This window comes from Oceanobacillus senegalensis, from assembly GCF_900176885.1.
In the GTDB taxonomy this organism is placed as follows: domain Bacteria; phylum Bacillota; class Bacilli; order Bacillales; family Amphibacillaceae; genus Oceanobacillus; species Oceanobacillus senegalensis.
Genome location: NZ_LT839648.1, coordinates 4,004,434 through 4,023,754 on the forward strand (window position 1 = coordinate 4,004,434; position 19,321 = coordinate 4,023,754).

General features: G+C 38.4%; 10 protein-coding genes. 8 read left to right on the forward strand and 2 right to left on the reverse strand.

What is annotated here, in order from left to right; genetic code table 11:
- Window positions 1–658: 658 nt before the first annotated feature.
- Window positions 659–2,113 (forward strand): glucose-6-phosphate dehydrogenase, encoded by a 1,455-nt coding sequence (zwf, locus tag CAO17_RS19310; RefSeq protein ID WP_085994115.1) that lies wholly within the window; start codon window positions 659–661, stop codon window positions 2,111–2,113.
- Window positions 2,114–2,229: 116 nt separating this feature from the next.
- Here zwf and CAO17_RS19315 read toward each other — a convergent pair whose 3' ends face one another.
- Window positions 2,230–4,209 carry an S-layer homology domain-containing protein gene (locus tag CAO17_RS19315; protein ID WP_218775582.1) on the reverse strand — a complete coding sequence of 660 codons (1,980 nt, stop codon included), beginning with the start codon at window positions 4,207–4,209 and terminating at the stop codon, window positions 2,230–2,232.
- 490 nt (window positions 4,210–4,699) lie between these two features.
- Between CAO17_RS19315 and CAO17_RS19320 the strand changes: the two genes are divergently transcribed.
- From CAO17_RS19320 to CAO17_RS19335, 4 genes are all read left to right on the forward strand, one after another.
- On the forward strand, window positions 4,700–6,187 hold the full coding sequence (locus CAO17_RS19320; protein ID WP_179151992.1) for an N-acetylmuramoyl-L-alanine amidase: 1,488 nt from the start codon (window positions 4,700–4,702) through the stop codon (window positions 6,185–6,187).
- Between the two features lie 948 nt (window positions 6,188–7,135).
- A complete protein-coding gene (locus tag CAO17_RS19325; RefSeq protein WP_179151993.1) occupies window positions 7,136–10,717 on the forward strand; it encodes an S-layer homology domain-containing protein in 3,582 nt (1,193 codons plus the stop codon).
- A gap of 456 nt (window positions 10,718–11,173) precedes the next feature.
- Window positions 11,174–12,136: an agmatinase gene (speB, locus tag CAO17_RS19330; RefSeq protein ID WP_085994119.1), complete on the forward strand. Its 963-nt coding sequence runs from the start codon at window positions 11,174–11,176 to the stop codon at window positions 12,134–12,136.
- A gap of 62 nt (window positions 12,137–12,198) precedes the next feature.
- The gene (locus tag CAO17_RS19335; protein ID WP_245831877.1) at window positions 12,199–13,593 is read left to right on the forward strand and encodes a sodium:solute symporter family transporter; all 1,395 of its coding nucleotides are present in this window, start codon (window positions 12,199–12,201) and stop codon (window positions 13,591–13,593) included.
- Window positions 13,594–14,565: 972 nt separating this feature from the next.
- Here the strand turns inward: CAO17_RS19335 and CAO17_RS19340 are convergent.
- The gene (locus CAO17_RS19340) at window positions 14,566–15,612 is read right to left on the reverse strand and encodes a M14 family zinc carboxypeptidase (RefSeq protein ID WP_085994120.1); all 1,047 of its coding nucleotides are present in this window, start codon (window positions 15,610–15,612) and stop codon (window positions 14,566–14,568) included.
- A gap of 170 nt (window positions 15,613–15,782) precedes the next feature.
- Between CAO17_RS19340 and CAO17_RS19345 the strand changes: the two genes are divergently transcribed.
- The 3 genes from CAO17_RS19345 to CAO17_RS19355 all read left to right on the forward strand — a co-directional run bounded on the left by CAO17_RS19345 (window position 15,783) and on the right by CAO17_RS19355 (window position 19,313).
- Window positions 15,783–16,247 carry a DinB family protein gene (locus CAO17_RS19345; RefSeq protein WP_085994121.1) on the forward strand — a complete coding sequence of 155 codons (465 nt, stop codon included), beginning with the start codon at window positions 15,783–15,785 and terminating at the stop codon, window positions 16,245–16,247.
- A gap of 536 nt (window positions 16,248–16,783) precedes the next feature.
- Window positions 16,784–17,602, forward strand: a complete 819-nt coding sequence (locus CAO17_RS19350) for a MurR/RpiR family transcriptional regulator (RefSeq protein ID WP_245831878.1) — start codon at window positions 16,784–16,786, stop codon at window positions 17,600–17,602.
- Between the two features lie 112 nt (window positions 17,603–17,714).
- The gene (locus tag CAO17_RS19355) at window positions 17,715–19,313 is read left to right on the forward strand and encodes a PTS transporter subunit EIIC (RefSeq protein WP_085994122.1); all 1,599 of its coding nucleotides are present in this window, start codon (window positions 17,715–17,717) and stop codon (window positions 19,311–19,313) included.
- The last annotated feature ends 8 nt before the right edge of the window (window positions 19,314–19,321 follow it).

Consider the following 19,321-nt stretch of genomic DNA (forward strand, 5'->3'; position numbering starts at 1 on the left):
CCGTCGATAAACCGGGAGGACCGCCGATAAATCAGGAACATCGCCGATAAACCGGGAGGACCGCCGATAAATCAGGAGTACCGCCGATAAACCGGAAGGAACGCCGATAAATCAGGAGTACCGCCGATAAACCGGGAGTACCGCCGATAAACCAGGCGCACCGCCGATAAACTGGAAGGAGCGCTGATAAACCAGTAATCCCACCCATAATCCGAGCCCCCGCTATACCCAAACGAATGAACATCACACAAATCTTGTGCATAAACCAACCATCTTTTTAGAAAATAGCCTAAACGAAAAAACAATCCATCAAAGATTGTCGAATGATGTATGTTCTCCTACTAATATAACACAAAAAGGAAGCAACCAATAGTGGTTGCTTCCAATAAGATGGAGGGATTATCTCCCATTCTGTTTCCTTCTATAACACCGCTAAGGAAATACACTTCGTACACCAAAGGCGCTACGGATTCCCCTTTGCTAACAATCCCCAGAGCGATGATATGGACAGTATTCTTTTTCACACTATGTTATCTATTTCTTACTATATGCAAATAAAGTGCGTACTATTAAAAGGGAAGGATAAGTACTATACTGTTTTTCAAAGCGGTGTGACCCTGGATACGCTGCTATCAGGGAGAGGAGTGAGAAATACGAAATGGATCCTATGACATTCGTATTATTTGGGGCAACAGGTGATTTAGCTAAAAGAAAAATCTATCCTGCATTGTTTAATTTATATCGGAGTCAAAAACTACCAGAGTCTTTTTCCGTTATTGGTGTAGGGAAAGATGAATATTCCGATGTTGAGTTTCAGTCAAGTGTCATCGATTCCTTGTATACCTTTTCTAGACATTTGATTGATGATAAATCTAAAAAAGAAACGTTCGTCCAGCCGTTTCGTTATTGTCAGCTTGATTTCACTCAAACGGAAGGCTATGTGAAGTTGTTGGAAATGGTTCGACAAAGCGAAAGAGAACGGGATATCGATCAAAACCGAATGTTTTATTTATCCGTCGCTCCTGAGTTTTTTGATGTGATTGCTTTAAATATCATGAATAATGATTTAGGCACTACGAACGGATGGAAACGATTGATTATCGAGAAACCATTTGGACACGATTTACAATCGGCCCAAGCATTAAACAGAAAGCTTAGCAGAGCTTTTGATGAGGATGAAATTTATCGAATTGACCATTATCTAGGAAAACCAATGGTGCAGAACATGGAAGCATTGGCTTTTGCGAATCCTGTCTTGCAATCATTATGGAACAATCGATTTATTGCCAATGTCCAAATTACAGCTAGTGAAATGGTTGGTGTGGAAGAAAGAGCCAGTTATTATGACAAGGCAGGAGCCATTCGTGATATGGTTCAAAATCACATGCTACAGCTGTTAATGATGACAGCCATGCATTTACCTAAACGTATTACCGCTCATGAAATTCGCAATGAGAAAAGAAAAGTCATGGAATCGTTGCGTCCATTACAAACAGACACTATAGGTGTACATGTTGTCAGAGGGCAATATGGGTCTGGAGAAATAAACGGCCATGCTGTAGATGCATATAGAGAGGAGCCTGGCGTAGATCCTTCTTCTCAAAGTGATACATTTATTGCAGCACGTCTATGGGTGGATAATTCCTTTTGGGATGGGGTTCCTTTTTATTTCCGAACTGGAAAAAGAATGACGGAAAAAGCAACAAGGATTGTCATTGAATTTAAACATCCTTTAAGGGATACATATCCTTCTGAAATGGAACAGATTGAACCCAACTTATTAACAATAAATATCAATCCTAATGAAGGGATATCCTTAAGATTAAATAGCAAAAATCCAGTAAACGGAAAAATGGAACCGATCACCGTAGACTTTTCGGAGAGTAATCAAGATGTACCAGAGGCGTATGAACTGTTGTTATTTGATGCGCTCGTAGGAGATACCACATTTTTTGCTCATTGGGACGAGGTAGAATTATCTTGGAAATGGGTAGAGCCTATTTTAAAGGCATTTAAAGAAAATAGAGTTCCTCTTCATGTCTATACGTCCGGATCAATGGGGCCAGAAGCTGCTCATCAATTATTAGAAGAAGATGGTTTTAAGTGGTGGTAAGGTCAAAATGAAAAAAAGTAATAAGGATTTTGGAGGAACAACATATGAACGTTCTTTCTATATAAAAAGAAGCAACCACTATAGGTTGCTTCTTTTTGCGATGGAGCGGTACGAACTTAATTGATCCCAGACCCAATCTCTTTAATATAATCCCCATGGATCCAGCGTGTTTTGCCTTCGAATGTAATCTGGTACCAACCGTCTTCTTTTATGAAGATTCCTTCGTTATCCATGACGCCGTTCACATAGTCGCCACTATATAGTTTACCGACAGTCTCACTATCTGTACTTGGTTCGCTTCGTACGTTGAGCCAAGCACTGTCAATCATCACTTTCAACAAATCATGGAATTTAATATAGTCTCCGGAAACCCAGCCTTCTTTTCCGTCTACATCTACATAGTACCATCCACCGTTTGTACCGATGATTTGAACCTCTTCTCCATCAGGAAGTTTCTTGATAACATTCCCACTAACAGGATAGGTTCGGAATCTCAGTCCATCATCGGTTTCGTCGAGTGAAACAACGCCAGTCACTCCGGTTAGGGAGGAATCTCTGATGACATAACGATCCTCAGGTGCTGGTAGTGCGGAAGAGGATGGCTGATTTTTATATTTCGGTACATCAAAGGTAAAGCTCACGGTCCCTATGGCATCAATCGCATTTAGATAATCATAGATTTTTTTCGCTTGGAGTTCGGCCCACTGTACATGGGTGGCATATTGATGAGATGCAGGTGTTTCTGGATTCCAGCGCATCTTATACAACGTGTCTTGTCCAAGTGCGATATAATCTTGTCTTACATATTTCGCCCCACCAATAATGGCTGCTTCAGGGGTGAACCATTTTTCTCGATAGGCATGCTCGGAACCTAATTTTTCTGGATTGGCATCTCTTGCATCAATTCCATACATATTATAGGTCGTTTTAATATTTGTTAAGCTGTCACGATTTTCATCGGTAACCATCACAGCATGGCCATCTTCATCCAATCCTACCTCAATCCCATTTGAAAGAGGGGATGTTCCTTTTCCAGTTTCATGGATGGCATGGGCGATTAGGTAGATAGCATTGATGTTATAGGCTTTTCCAGCTTCAATAAAAGCAGAGGCCTTTCCTTCTAAGCTGCCTTTACCATGAAGAATCTCATCATTGATTTGATTTTTATCTAGGTTTTTTAATGGAATCGATAGTTTTAGAAATTGATAGTATTCGGGTGTATCCTTCTTAAAGTTGTTGGAATTGGCGTAGTGGGCAACCAATTCTTCGGTAGCGATGAACTTCCCAGCTCCGTCAACCTTTGGAGTTACTCCTGCTTGCTTTACGACCACTTCGTAAAAGTCATGTAAATAATTGGTTGTTTCGTGTACGATTTCTGGTTGACTAGGTTCTTCCGGTTCACTAGGCTCTTCTGGCTTTGGTTCCTCTGGCTGTTCTTCTTCATTTTCTTCTTCGTTGTCTTGCTCCTCTTCATCTTCACCAGCTTCCGGTGCTTCAATCAGCTGAACCAATCGATGAATAACGGTTGCTGCTTCTGCACGGGAAGAAACATCTAATGGAGCAAATTTATTGCCAGGCTTTCCTTCCATTAATTCTAGACTGACGATTTGTTCTACTTCATTGTATGCCCAATCGTCAATGCTTCCTTTATCCGTGAAGGTTAGCTCAGCAGCGTCGGGATGGATGTTTTTAGAAAAAATGGCGTTATACAGCATCACAGCCATTTCCTGTCTCGTAATCTTTTCTTTCGGATTAAAATACCCGTCTCCATTCCCATTGATTAGCCCATAATGATACGCTGTTTGTACGGCATCGTAATACCACTTGTCAGAATCGACATCTTTGAAGCTTTTCAGTTTGTTCACCTCTGACAAATCTAGCGCCCTTACAAGAAAGGCCGCAAACTGTGCTCGTGTTACATCGTCATCTGGATTATAATCCCCGTCTTCATTTCCTTCCATAATACCCGCATCAATCAGAGCCTTCATTTCATCATAGGCCCAGTGATCTGTGATATCTTCAGCAGAAACCACAGTCGGTATCATGAAAAGCACGGCAATCATGATTAGACTTAATCGTTTCAAATGCTTCCCCACTTTCTTCTATTATTATGGCATAACTATCTATAAATCTACCAAAAAAAGAGTGAAATTGATAGGGTCTAATTTGCTAAATGTGTCATAGGGGAATGCTATTTTTAGTAGAATATGGTATATTTTAGTTAAAAATGTCAAAGGTTGTTCGTTTGGTGTTTTTATGATGTGAAAAAAGGCTGTTTTATAGTGGTGCAGGAAATAGCGCCGCGGTCAGTCGTAGTGCTGATTTATGTAAAAATACTTCCTATCTACTAGATTAATAGGAGGAAATGCCTTTTTCTTATTTTATAGTAACAATTGCTATGAATTGGTAGGGCACTGCACCAGCGGAGGAAATACACGGAGACTCCTGCAGGATGAAAAGCCTAGGTGAGACTACGGAGAGCGTTAGCTCGGAGGAGGCTCAGCAGCGCCTGCGGAAAGCGTAGTGTATTTCCGTAGCGGTATCACAGCCATAATCAAAGAGATGCAAAAGGAGGGATGTTTCCTAATGTTTGGGAAAAAATTGTATATGCTGCTCATTGCTGGGGTTATCATGGTAATGGCGATTCCATCGGTTATTTCCGCTGCTTCCTTAAAGGATATTCCGAAGAACTATGCAGAGGAAATTAATTATTTAACAGACCGGGACATTGTGAAAGGTTTTCCGGGTGGGTATTTCAAGCCGGATGAACCAGTAACAAGGGAACAGGCTGCAACCATGGTTGGAAGAGCATTGGGGCTTGATGGAGAGAAGCCAAGAAAAACGGTGTTCTCTGATGTGGATGCAAGTTCCTATGCTTCCGGATATATCCAATTAGCCTATGAGGAAGATGTGATTCACGGGTATGGTGATGGAACATTCGGACCGTTGAATGAAATGACAAGGCTGGAAATGGCGTACCTCATCTCCAAGGCATTTGACTATACCGATGATAGTACAAGTATTTCGTATTCGGATATGCCGAATAAAAAAGAGCATGTTCAAGCCATTAATCGAGTAACCAATGCTGGGATTACCAATGGTTATGTGGATGGGAAATTTAAGCCAGACAGTACCATTACAAGACTAGAGTTTTCCATTATGGTCGCTCGTGCGTTAGAACCTTCCTTTAAGGTAGATGGAAATGTATCCGATAATGAAGAGGATAAAGAAACACCGCCTGAACCAGAAGAGGAAGAAAAGCCAGAACCCAAACCAGAGCCTAAGCCAGAACCTACACCAGAAGAAGAGGCAGCTAATGTTGATCCGAAAACACAATACGTGACAGCTTATGCGTTAAATGTAAGAAGTGGCCCTGGCGTAGAGCATGGCAAAGTAGGGTTATTGTATAAGAATGATAAAGTAACAACCTATCAGGTAGAAGATAACAACTGGGTGTACATCAAATACGATGGTGGAAAAGGCTTTGTGAACCAGAAATATTTAACAACGACGAAACCTTCGATAAAAAGGAAAATTGCCATTGATCCCGGACATGGTGGCCATGATCCTGGTGCAAGTGGCAATGGGTTAGTGGAAAAGGACATTAACTTAGCCGTTTCCTTACACTTACGGGATTACCTTGAGGATGCAGGCATTGATGTGGTGATGACTCGAACCAATGATACATATTTAGGGCTAGATGAAAGAGTAGATGTTGGAGTCAATAATGATGCGGATACATTTGTTAGTATTCATACGAACAGCTTCTCCAGTTCCAGTGCAAATGGTTCCGAAACCTATTATTCTACCGCATCCACCCGAACAGCAGAGAGTAAACAACTCGCAACGTTCATTCAGGATAGGATGATTAATGCTTTAGGAACAAGGGATCGCGGCGTGAAATCAGCTGGTTTCCGTGTCATTAAAGCCAATCCACTTCCAGCTGCATTAGTAGAACTTGGGTTTATTACGAATCCAGACGATGCGAACGTTCTAGAAACGAAACAAAAAGAAGCGGCGAAAGCCATTGCTTTAGGTATTGAAGATTATTATGAATGGAAAGAAGGCAGGTAGGCTTAGGCTTACTTGCTTTTTTCTTTTGTTTTCATTTACAAAGAAACATCACTACGGAGAAAAACTGCGCAAATGAGAACGACTGGTGATCCACCTCCATGTTCTACGCATCTCGGTGACTATATAATCCCTCATTCCCCACAAAATCCTAAGTGTATTTCCTCCGTTTACAACGATGTAACATATATTACTTACGACATTAACTAAATCCCCACGTTGGAAGATTGTGTATGGCTTTCTAAATCCATATGCCCAGATTTAATCGTTTCGGGCCAAACGAATGATCTTCAAAAGTTGTAATCTCCAAAGAAAAGTCTAGGAATAAACAAAAGGAAACCGAATATATATGATGAGGTAGTGCAAAAAAAGGATGATGGTAGTAGTGAAACATTCCTACCCGATGTTACAGGATATATTACAACTGAAATGATTAAGAAAAATAGCAAAATAGTAAAACAAATAAACTACTATTCTATATGTAACAATGTATGTAACCAATCTTGTGCTTTTGAATCCATAAAAATCCATTAAAAGACGAGAGTTCGAGGTAGCCAAACCCGATATCCGTTGGTATAATCACACATGTGAAAATTTACCATCTGGCTTTCGGTAATTAAAGCTTGAAAAATTACTAGATTTTACCGATAATGGAAATGTACTAAGCATTACAAATCCGTTACAAGTGTATAACGACGGACGTAAAATTAGTGGAATTTAATGGCAAATATGTTGAATTATACTAGTTTTGGTGTTATATTCTTGTAGTAAGTAATTAAACCTAGTACAATATAAAACAAGCAAACGATGGACTAGTGATTCAAATGGTTTATTGCTTAGTTTGTATAATCTAGGAAACTATCATACATATAGTCTATTTTACTTATTATGCAGTATATAGTTTCCAAGAGTTATAGATTAACAAGGAAAAAATGGGAGGAATACACAAAAATGGCGAAAGATAAATTAACTCGCAAAGCATTTGCTACAACAGCTGCAGCAGCAGTGGCAGCAACAGCAGTAGTACCTACAGCTACATTAGCTGCAGACGTTAGTTTCCCTGACGTAGAAAACGACAGCAATAACGGCTGGTATAAAGACGCTGTAAACCTATTAGCTGGTAACAACATCCTACAAGGTGACGAAGATGGAAACTTCAATCCAAAAGATTCTATCGATCGTGCATCTGCAGCAGAAGTACTACGTAAAGCTTTAGACCTACCTGTAGAAGGAACGGAAGATTTCTCTGATGTTGATTCTTCAGACTGGTTCTATGATGCAGTACGTGCCGCTTCTCCAGAAGTATTCGAAGGTAATGACGAAGGCGAATTCATGCCTAAGAAAGTTCTAACTCGTCAAGAAGCTGCAAAAGCTATCGTTGACGCTTATGGCTTAGAAGGTTCAGCTAACCTTGATTCATTTGTAGATGCAGATCAAGTTGCTGATTGGGCTAAAGATTATGCAGAGGTTGCAGTTGCAAATGGAATTATGGAAGGTAAACCAGGTAATTTCTTTGCTCCAACAGACGATATCTCTCGTGCAGAATTCGCTGTAATGGTGAAACGTGCGATTGATGCGACTACAGAGACTGAAATCACAAATGTAAGTGCATTAACTGATGATGGTCACGTATTGCTTGTTGAATTCAATAGCCCTATAACTTCTATCGATAAATCAGAAATTAGCATATTTGAGTCAGATAGTAAAGAACGTGTAGGTGTTGAAAGTGTAGAATTGGCTTCTGATGGGTTATCTGCTGAAATTATCCTTTATGATAATACAGATTGGCGCGCGGAAGATGAAATTAAAACTCTAACTGACTACACTTTACAAATTGGAGAACTTGTAACAGAATTCAATCGTCCTGAATTCGTTAAAAACCGTGTGGTTGAGATTGACATAGAAGATCGTGAATTTGATGTTTTAACAAGCAATGGAACCACTGTAACAGTGGAAGTTCCTGGTGCTTTTGATGATCTCGACTTACAAACAATTCTAGGTGAAGAAGTAAGTGTTTGGTATAATGATAGAAATGAATTAGTTAACTATGAAGTTCAAACAGAAGCTATTTATGATTCTATTGAAATTACAGAAGATGATGAAATTAAGCTTCTAACAGAAGATAAAGAGTTTGATGTTTCTGATGAGAAGTTTGAAGATGATGATACGGAGGATAAATTCCATTTCTATGTAAACGGTGAAAAAGAAAACATCAATGAATTTGTTGGAAGTGAATTCAACTTTGCTAAAGTTGCATTTGATAGAGCAGGTGACATTGCATATGTTAGTGCCTACAATTTAGAAGAATTCTTAATCGTAGAAGAAGTTAAAGATAATGAAGTAGTAGGAATTGAAGGTGTAGGTACAGGCGGTGCCTTTGATGCGAAAGATGCTACTATTATTAAAGACGGAAAAGTTACTTCTCTTGAAGACTTAGAAGCAGGAGATGTACTGTTCTTCAACAATGATGCGGACAATGGAGATGGATTCGCAGAAGTTTATAATAATACTGTATCTGGTGAAATTGAAACAGTATATAACGAAGCTATCAAAGTTGATGGAGAAGTATATGACTTCACTTTTGCTGAAGATGCTGAAGATCTTGGATTGACATATCAAGGTGCAGTATACGTTAATGATAAAGGTGAAACTGAAACACTAGATAATGATGCTGCAGAAGAATTACAAGCTGCAGGCGATGTGACATTATTCTTTGACCGTGCAGGGAACTTAGTATATGTTGATGGAGAACTTGCAGATGTAGAAACTAATGAATTTAGTGCAGTGATTACAGATTTTGCAACTGATAGTAATTTTGGTGACACTATTGTACAGTTAGAAGCATATCTTGAGAACGGTGAAGAAACTCTACGTCAACTTACACTTGGTAATCTAGATACTATTACAATTAATGGTGAGCCTTATGACATTAACAATGACGATACAGATGCATCTGATGATGATTATGTAGTTGATGTTGTAGGTACAGATTTAGTTGTATTTAATACTGTAGCAGAAAAAGATGCATATAAAGAAGCTGTTGAAGCAGAAGAGGAAACTAGCTCACCAGTTGCATTAGTAGATTTATCTTCACCTGAAGGTAAACTTGCTATTTTCCACTTAGATGATAATGAAAATATTGAGGAAATTGAATTATTTGATTCTAATGCTACAGATGAAGGTGTAGTAGAAAACTTCACTGAAACTGTAGAACCTGGTGATAGATATGTTGATGGTAAGAGATTACTTTCAGATACAGTAGTCTTTGATGCAACAGATGTAGAAGATGGCGATTACGATGTTGATGATATGTCTGTGACAACTTGGGAAGATTATAACGGTTCCGACATTAATGATGTAGACTATATCTATAATGAAGACAATGAAGTTATCGCATTAATCATTAACAGTACAACTACAACAGACACTGTTTATGAAGGTGCTGTTATCACAAATGTACTTGAAAATCCTGATGAAGAAGTAATCGAAGTTTCTGCATTTGTGAATGGAGAAAAAGTAACTCTTGATGTAGACGAAGTTGATGAAGAAATCAATAAAGGTGATTATGTTGTATTTGAATTTGATACAAATAATGATGAACTAGTTACAGCAATCTATACAGACGATTTCAGCAAGAATCAAGAGTCATATGAATTTGAAGATTTTGTTGTTGAAGATCAAATCGTTGATGAAGTAAACATTGGTAAAAATCAAGTAACAATGGTTAATGGTGAAACATATGACCTAGTTAGTGGTGGATTAGTTCTTGATGCAACAGACGAGGATGACATTACTAGAGAGTCATTAAGTGATTTACGTGATTCTAATATCAAGGTTACCGTAGTGTTAGATGAAGAAGGTTCAAACTTCGCTAAGTACTTTGTATTTGAAGAAATTGACGCAAATCAATATGAAGAACTAGAAGATGAGCAAGATGATAATGAATCTCCTACAGCGAATGCTGATGATCAAACATTAACAGTAGGAAATGATATCGAACTTACACCTTCTCAAGTAGCTGAAGATTCTGATGCTGATGACCTATCATTTGTAAGTGATTCACTTGAAGTATCAGGATCTACTGAAGCAGTTGAAGCTGCTGTTGAGAATGGTAATTTAGTTATTACTGCTGACGAAGCAGAAACTGGTTCTGCTACAATTAGTGTAGAAGTAACTGATGAAGATGATATTGTTGAGGTTACATTCGAAGTAACTGTTCAATCAGAATTAGAATCAGCAGAAGCTGAGGTTAGTGCTGCTATTACAGAGCATGAAGATTTAGAACTTGATACAGCTCCGTCTTTCAACTTTAAAGAAGATGTTTCTTCAGATGAAGTTCAAAATGTAGCTGATGCTATTGAAAATACAGATCTTTCCGATGTAAAAGTTCAAGCTGAAAATTACGCTAATGATGAAGAGGGATTAAAAGAACTACTTCAAAACTTAGCAAATAATGATAATTCTGATGTAGGTGAATATGCTACTTTAGTTGAGGCACTTCAAACTGCCTATGGAATTGAAAAAGAAGTATAATATATTCGAGGGTTAAATACCATTCTACCTTGAAATTAAATGTATGAAGAAAACCCTGTGGAGAGGAGTCTCCGCAGGGTTTTTCTATATGTCAACTATTATTACTTTGTTCGATATCCCTATTATTCGCGCTATTTGTATTAACGATACACCATTTAAGGCTTTCAGCTTTCTTAATATTTAGTTCTTATATCTTCCCTGGAATAGGTGACTAGACCTACTATATTTTAAGTTTTACCAGAAAACATAACTGGAACTGATTCGCTTGATGGCTATAGATATACTTTCCTCTGGCTACTTCAATAGCAAATAAACAAAATTGTCCATTAAACAGACCCCATATATTCGATAGGATTTTGATATATGAAAAATTCTATGTTTTCTCAAACAGCATGTCTAATTATGATAATTCTTTCATATCATATAATAGATTACTAAATTAAGAGGAGAGATAGAATGACAGAGAAACCGAAATTTGGACCAATTCATTATAGTAATGCACCAAGATATACGGGTATTCGAACGTACATGAAGCTTCCTCACACGACGGAGACGGATGGGGTAGATATGGCAGTTGTTGGATTACCGTTTGATACAGCGGCCAGTTATCGTTCTGGGGCGCGATTTGGTCCGTCTAGTATACGAGAAATATCCATGCTTCTTCGTCCTTCCAATGCATTTCATAAGATTAATCCTTTTGACCATTGTTCTGTGATAGATTATGGTGATTTACCGTTAATTCCGGGCCACATCCATGAATCCTATGACATTATGGGGGAGCATTATGCGAAACTAGCAAAAAATAAAATCATCCCTATTGGGTTAGGTGGGGACCACTCGATTACGTTGGGTGAATTGCGAGGTTTGGCGGAGGTTTATGGGCCATTAAGTCTTGTCCACTTTGATGCACATGGGGATACCTGGGATAACTACTGGGGCAAGAAATATACGCATGGAACGCCGTTTAGAAGAGCGACAGAAGAGGAAATTATTAATCCGAATACATCGATACAGATAGGGTTAAGAGGAACGGTTTATGATCCGAATGATATGGATGAAGCAAAAGATATCGGGTTTGACGTACTTACAACGGATGATGTTAAAACGATGTCCGCTCAGAGCCTTTCGGAACGAATTCAAAATAGGGTGAAGGATACGCCTGTGTTTTTAACCTTTGATATTGATTGCTTCGACCCTGCCTATGCTCCTGGTACTGGTACACCGGAGCCAGGTGGACTGACGAGTTATGAAGGCATCAATTTTGTGCGACATTTACCAGATGTTCATTATGTTGGTTTTGACTTAGTGGAGGTATTGCCAGCACTCGACCATGCAGAAATCACTTCCCAGCTAGGAGCTAATATGGTTTATGAATTTATTTCTTTAATTGCGCGTCAAAAGAAACAAAACTCTATCTGACATGCTTAAACAACATATGAACGGTAATCGTATCCATAAATCGTATAAAGGGGCGGTGCATTTTGACCGGATTTGATTTCTTTATGGTCATTTTTTATTTTGTCGTACTCATTTCCATTGGTTTTATTAGTTCTCGGAAAATTAGAAGCCATGCCGATTTTGTAGTTGCTGGTAGAAGATTGGGCTATGGCTCATTTATACCAGCCATGGCAGCGGTCGTACTTGGTGGGGCTTCAACCTTTGGGGGTACAGCATTAGGTTATCAATATGGTATATCCGGTATGTGGATGGTCATGATGATTGGACTAGGAATTGTGGGCTTAGGATTATTCTTTGCTAATAGGCTCAGTGAATTAAAGATATTTAGTGTAAGTGAGTTGCTAGCAAATCGATTTGGAATTAGTAGTCGGCTCTATAGTGCGATTGTGATGGTCGTGTACAACATTATGGTGATGGTAACGTCCACCATAGCTGTTGGCGTTTTATTTACTACTATATTTGATTGGTCACTTTTCTTTTCCATCGTTATAGGTGGTATCGTTGTAGTTATTTACACATTACTTGGTGGCATGTGGGCGGTTACGATGACGGATGTGATGCAGTTTTGGGTAATGACTATTGGGCTGATTGTCATTTTATTACCTGTTAGTTTTTTTCAGGTAGGTGGAATAGATGGGATTACCTCTAGGGTTGATGAGGGATTCCTTTCCCTTTCTAATATGGGATGGAGCACCGTCTTTGCTTATTTCTTGTTATACTTCTTCGGCATGATGATTGGACAAGATGTATGGCAACGAACATTTACTGGTAAAAGTAAGGAAGTCGTCCGAAAAGGTACCATCATGGCAGGGATTTATTGTGTCATCTATGGAATAGCTGGAGCCTTAATAGGAATGATGGCTAGTGTCATCATTCCGAATCTTAGCGATCCCCAACAAGCATTGCCAGCCTTAATCATCAACATTCTACCAACTGGATTAATCGGACTAACGATAGCAGCTGCTATCTCTGCAGCGATGTCTACCGCCTCAGGTACGATGATGGCTGCTTCCACCGTTTTTGTAAACGATATCATTACTCCATTGAAGAATATCACGGATGAAATGAGTAAAATTAGGTTAACAAGACTAATGATATTAATCGTAGGAATAACAGGTATCATTATTGCAGCAGAGCTACAAAATATCGTAGTTGCTCTTGACCTTGCATACGCTTTACTATCCGGAACCCTATTTATCCCGATTATTATAGCGCTATTTTTCAAATCAGTTCCAAGGAAGGTTGTTCTAACCGCGATGTTAGTCAGTTCCCTTGTTGTAGTCACTGATTTAATGGTGGAAGGAATTACTTCACTGAATGCGATTATTTATGGATTAGCTGCAGGATTAATTGTGGTATTGATAGGGAAGGTGATAGTAAAGGAACGAGGGAAGTCGGAGGTTGCTCAAGGAGAATAAATAGAAGGGTATTTCAATGATGTGTCTAATTAAGAGTCCTGCTCAGGGGTTTTCTGAGTTAGGTCTTTTTTTTAGGGGACACGAGGTCAGTTTCATCGGTCCACTTAGTCGGTAATAACTTGACCAAGATATCTGGTCCTGTGTCCCTTATAGAAATAGAAGGAAAACTATATATTCATAAAAAGATAGATGTTTCTCATGCCGGATCTATTTAATAGTTATTATCAATATAAAGATGGATAGAAAATGGAGGATACACGCTTTAGATTAATCGTATTATATTCTAATATGAAAGTTTTATAAAAAATTCTTAGTAGTGGGTTGGAAAAATTAAACAATCTAAAATTCCTTCCGATATAAATAATGTTTTTTCATAATCGAATATACAATATTCACCAACCTATGCTCCACATACACCATTGCCTGTTTCTTTTTTCTCCCTTCTTCTGATAATACACATGCATAATAAGATTTACATCTTTTCTAATTTGAGTCAAAGCAAGAGAGTAGAATGCATTATTTAAATCACGGTTTTCCAACTTATTGGCGTATTGTTTAGATGTTTCGCCTGAGCTGTGTTCGACTGCAGTGATTCAGAAGTCTTTGCAAGTTTACTGTTATTTGGGAAACGATTTATGTCACCGATATTGGCAAACAACGGGACATGGGTCAGGTTCCTCGATCCACTTAGTCGGTAATAATTTGGATCAAGGTATTTGTTCCTGCGTTCTTATACTAACTCCTCCATTAATTATCCGGAATGGCATTATAGATTCTTAGATAGTTAATAGAAAGTTGACGGGTTGTTAAAGTGTCAAATTTCAATAGTAGCAAGGGGTTAGAGGGTTTATTATTTACTTTTAGTAGGAGAAAGTACTTTCTTTGTGGACTATTATGTCAATGAATTTTAATTTTTGATATTCTTAATCAGTAGATTGGGTTTTGGGATGAAGAACCTGACCCTGTGTTCCTTTATTCTCCTTCGTCAGTGTACTGCGTTGGTAAGGTATCCCAAATACTAATATCCGCCGAATTAATTGAACCATCGGCTATGGCCTGAATGGCTGCCAGCATTGCATCGGTACCTTGTTTAATTAAATATCCATTTGTTTTTTGTCCCAGAATAGAAGTGGTGTTAGGAGAGTCGGTCATCCCTCTATTTTCAAAAAGGATGGTCGGGATATCATAGTGAGTAGCAAAATGATTCCGAGCGTTTGACGTGAGAGTGCTTTCTGATCCATAACGTGCAAACGTACCATACCCCTTCGATTCTACTGCCTCATATAACACCGCTCCAAGTTTCTTCGATTTCTCAAGAACGTCATCCGTGACACTGCTTGTTGGGTAAAGCAGGGCTCCAGAGACAAGCTCGCCATCCTCCGTGACGCGGTTTGCTATCTGATGATGGAAGTCAATCGCGTAGTCGATGTCATATTTTTGGAGAACTTCTGTATGCAGAGCCTCTGTTTCGGGCTGGGATTTGGAATTATGGGTACGGTTTAAATTAATGCCTGCTGCATTGTTTCGCGTCTGCATGCCTTCGAATTGCAGGTGGGAGGTATCCCAATTCACATCACCCGCTGCTCCATCCGGGTTCAAACGTGGCACAATCAGAACATTTACTTGATCCAGCCAGTTCTGCACTTGCTTACTATTTGAACTAAGTTTACGTATAACTTGTATTGCCGATTCGGTGACAAGCGCCTCATTACCATGCTGCTGTGTAAGCATCAGAATGGTCGGATTGCTTGGATCATTTCCAGCCTTCACTAAATGAAGATCCCGACCCTTAATCGATTGGCCGAATACTTCCACTTCAATATTTTCTGATTGCTGATCCGATTTCTGAAGAAAATTCGCTAATTCTTCGTTACTAGTCAATCTTTCAATTTTTACCTCTTGGTTTTCATTTACATCTGGACCTTTCACCTCCGCATTTACCGGGCTAAAGGTAGGCGTAACAACCAATGTAATTGCTAATGTAGCAGCAACTCCTAGCTTGATGTTTCCTTTTTTCATATTATTAGACCCTCCTTTATTTATCACTTTTATGATATATATTCTTGGAAATCCACCTTATGAAGAAAATGTGTTCCAGAGGGAGGATGGAAGCAAACTATTAGAGAATACTATAGAAGTAGTTTACTATTTTTAATAGATTAGATTAAGAAAAGGAGAATGATGTGACGATGAACGAAGAAATGATTTTTAAGCAAGTTGAATTAGTTAGGAAAAATACATTGAATGAAATGGAAAACCTATCAGAAGAACAGGCAGATCTAATGCCAGAAGGATTCAATAATAATATCCGTTGGAACTTAGCCCACATTTACACGGTGCAAAATATTTTACTAGCGAAATTTGGCGGAAAGGATATTGAAACACCTTCTCGTTATTTGGAGTTGTTCGCCCCAGGGACAAGGCCAGCTGATTGGCAAGGTGAGGTACCGACACTTAATGAGGTGAAGCAAATTCTTGAAGAACAGCCGGCAAAACTAAAGGAAGCTTTAGCCGGCCAGCTGGATGAAAAAGCTGCCGAACCGTTTAAATCACTATCAACTGTAGGCGAGATTCTAACTTTCACGATATATCATGAAGGAATGCATGTGGGAACAATCAAAGGGCTAAAAAAAGCAAACAGCGTGGCAAAGTAATAACGAATAGTTTAATAACAGATTATTCATATTGAAAGAATTAGAGAGATTAAAGAGACCTACCGTTGATTAAGATGCTAAAGCCAGGTTACCTGCGTTAAAAAAAGAGAAGAGAACCTCCAGTGGTTTCCTTCTCCTTTTTGGTTGTTTTCTCAGAGATTGTTGTTTAAGGGACACGGGGGCAGTTTGATCGGTCCACATAGTCGGTAATAACTTGACTAAGGTATTTGACCCTGGATTCCCTATACTAACGGGACGAGGAACCTGACCCTGCGTTCCAACAAACGTTTGAACTAGTGTCAGGATAAGCCAAATAAGTTAAACATTTTACCTTATTCGACCAATTTGAAAGAGTAATAGGTTCATTGGATTGCTATTTCGACAGGGGTTTGTCGATGGAATAAGAGAGGGATCAATGTATCAAACGTTTGTTTTAAAGTGTCAGGCTAAGTTTAAAAAGCCGCCGTCTACGGGGATAGCAGTGAGGCTCTGCCCCAAAAACTCCACACTCACCACTGTATATCCGTTCACCGTTCATGTATAATAAATGTAATAGAGAAATGATGAATGAGAGTGACGGAATCGTGATAGATATAAACAAGTTAATCCAAGGAAAGAATTTAACAGAACTAGATGTCCAGGTTTTAAATTATATTGTGCAGAATATCGATACAGTTCTATACAAAGGTGTCCGTGAAATTGCTAAAGAGAATTACACATCTCCAGCAACGGTTATTCGCTTATCAAAAAAATTAGGCTATACAGGATTTGTCGATATGTATTATCAACTTGTTCCTCTAGTAAATAGCGCAAAATTACAACAAACGGAAATAATTGGTGATTTTCCGGAGATTCGGCTGCAGGATTTTTTCGAATATAATACAATGGAAGAGATAGAGCTTTTTATCGAAAAGGTTTTACATTTAAGACAAAATTTTATTTTCATTTATGCAACTGGTTTCTCGGCGATTGTTGCAGAGTATTTATATAAAAAGTTACTCGTCTTAGGAAAGAAGACCATTATTGCCAGTGGAACGGATTCCATAGGAGTTTTTGAAAATAATTTGGAAGACATTGGTGCATTAGTAGTGATATCAAAATCTGGTGAAACACAACAAGTAATAGACAAATTACATGCAGCCAAAGAGCATAATATCTTTACTGTATCGTTTACGAAGGAAACAGATAATCGTACAGCTGAAATAGCCGACCTTGCCTTTAAATTATTCGATAACAACAAGTTGGATGATCGGAATATGTTGCCAAATATTTTCTTTCCAAGATTGGTAACTTTGTTTGAATATATTTTAAAAGTACATTTTGAACAATTGAATAAAAATAATGATGAAGAGTGAAACATGTTTCAAAATTTGAAACATGTTTTTTGTATACCTGAAACTATCGACATGAATTTATTTACGCTGTACACTAATTATCGTAAACAGGAGATTCACTGGAGGTGTAAGAATGAAAGAAAAAGTGATGGAAGGAATGCAAAGGTTTTCAAAAGCAATGTTTATTCCTGTGCTTATCTTACCAATCGCTGGTATATTAATCGCACTTGGAAATTTGTTTACGAATCAACGGTTACTTGAAACCGTTTCCTTTTTGGATAATCCAATTACGACAGGATTCGGATCTATTCTAACCGGGTCATTGGTTTCTATATTAGGTAACTTAGGATTAATTTTCAGTGTAGGTATCGCAGTAGGGTTAGCAACAAAGGAAAAGTCAGTAGCAGGGTTTACCGCTTTACTGGGGTATTTAGTTTTTGTAAACGCTATGAACAAATTTATGGAACTAACTGGTCTATTAACAGAGGCTGAAGCATTACAAGGTACTGGACAGACCTTAGTATTAGGTGTTCAAATCCTAGATATGGGTGTTTTTCTTGGAATTATCCTCGGAATTATTACCGCTATTGTTCATAATAAGTTTGTTGATACAGAATTCAAAGGCGCTTTTCAAATATATGGCGGTTCACGTTTTGTTTTTATTGTACTCATACCAGTTGTCGTTTTACTAGCAATCGCACTAACCTATATTTGGCCTTTTTTCCAAACTGGAATTAACAACTTGGGAGCATTGATTAATCATACTGGCAGCTTTGGAATTTTCTTATATGGAATGCTGGAAAGATTATTGATTCCGACTGGATTGCATCACTTAGTTTATACACCTTTCCTATATACATCATTGGGTGGTGTAGCTGAAGTTGGTGGGCAAGTATTTGAAGGGGCAAGAAATATTTATTACGCTGAAATTTCGGACCCATCTGTAACACGACTTTCTGAAAGCGTTATATGGGATGCACGCGGAATAGCGAAGATGTTTGGATTAATTGGTGCATGTTTGGCCATGTACCATATGGCAAAACCGGAAAATAAAGCAAAAGTTAAAGCAATTTTAATTCCAGCAGCATTTACTTCTTTTATTGCTGGTGTAACAGAACCAATTGAGTTCTCATTCATGTTTGTCGCACCACTCTTATTCGTGGTTCATGCTGCACTAAGTGGTTTGAGTATGGTTACGTTGAATCTATTGGATGTTCGTGCTATTGGCCCAAATGGAATGATTGACTTTCTACTATACAACTTACCATTAGGGATCGAAAAAACAAGTTGGCCATTATATATTTTAGTAGGTTTGATATTCTTTGGAATCTATTATGTTGTTTTCCGGTTCTTAATTTCGAAATTTAACTTTAAGACAATCGGCCGGGAAGATGACGGTAAAGAGGCAAAACTTTATTCCAAAAAAGAATATAAAGAAAGCAAAGCAAAAAGCAAAGACACCGTGCCAAGTCAAGGGGAACCTGCTATGGCAAGTGTTATCGTTGAAGCATTAGGTGGATCCGACAATATAAATACCGTTACAAATTGTTATACGAGACTACGACTTACATTGGAAGAACCAGATGTGGTAGATGAAGCAACATTGAAAACTCAAACTGGTGCAAGCGGGGTCATCATTAAAGACCATAACGTACAAGTTGTATATGGACTACAAGTAAGCAATGTTAGAAAAGCAGTAGATAACTATTTAGGTAGACAAGTAGAAGAATAAATAGAGAG

Coding starts and splice junctions, on each gene's coding strand:
- zwf (WP_085994115.1), top strand. CDS start 659: ATGGATCCTATGACATTCGTATTATTTGGGGCAACAGGTGATTTAGCT.
- CAO17_RS19320 (WP_179151992.1), top strand. CDS start 4,700: ATGTTTGGGAAAAAATTGTATATGCTGCTCATTGCTGGGGTTATCATG.
- CAO17_RS19325 (WP_179151993.1), top strand. CDS start 7,136: ATGGCGAAAGATAAATTAACTCGCAAAGCATTTGCTACAACAGCTGCA.
- speB (WP_085994119.1), top strand. CDS start 11,174: ATGACAGAGAAACCGAAATTTGGACCAATTCATTATAGTAATGCACCA.
- CAO17_RS19340 (WP_085994120.1), bottom strand. CDS start 15,612: ATGAAAAAAGGAAACATCAAGCTAGGAGTTGCTGCTACATTAGCAATT.
- CAO17_RS19345 (WP_085994121.1), top strand. CDS start 15,783: ATGAACGAAGAAATGATTTTTAAGCAAGTTGAATTAGTTAGGAAAAAT.
- CAO17_RS19350 (WP_245831878.1), top strand. CDS start 16,784: ATGTATAATAAATGTAATAGAGAAATGATGAATGAGAGTGACGGAATC.
- CAO17_RS19355 (WP_085994122.1), top strand. CDS start 17,715: ATGAAAGAAAAAGTGATGGAAGGAATGCAAAGGTTTTCAAAAGCAATG.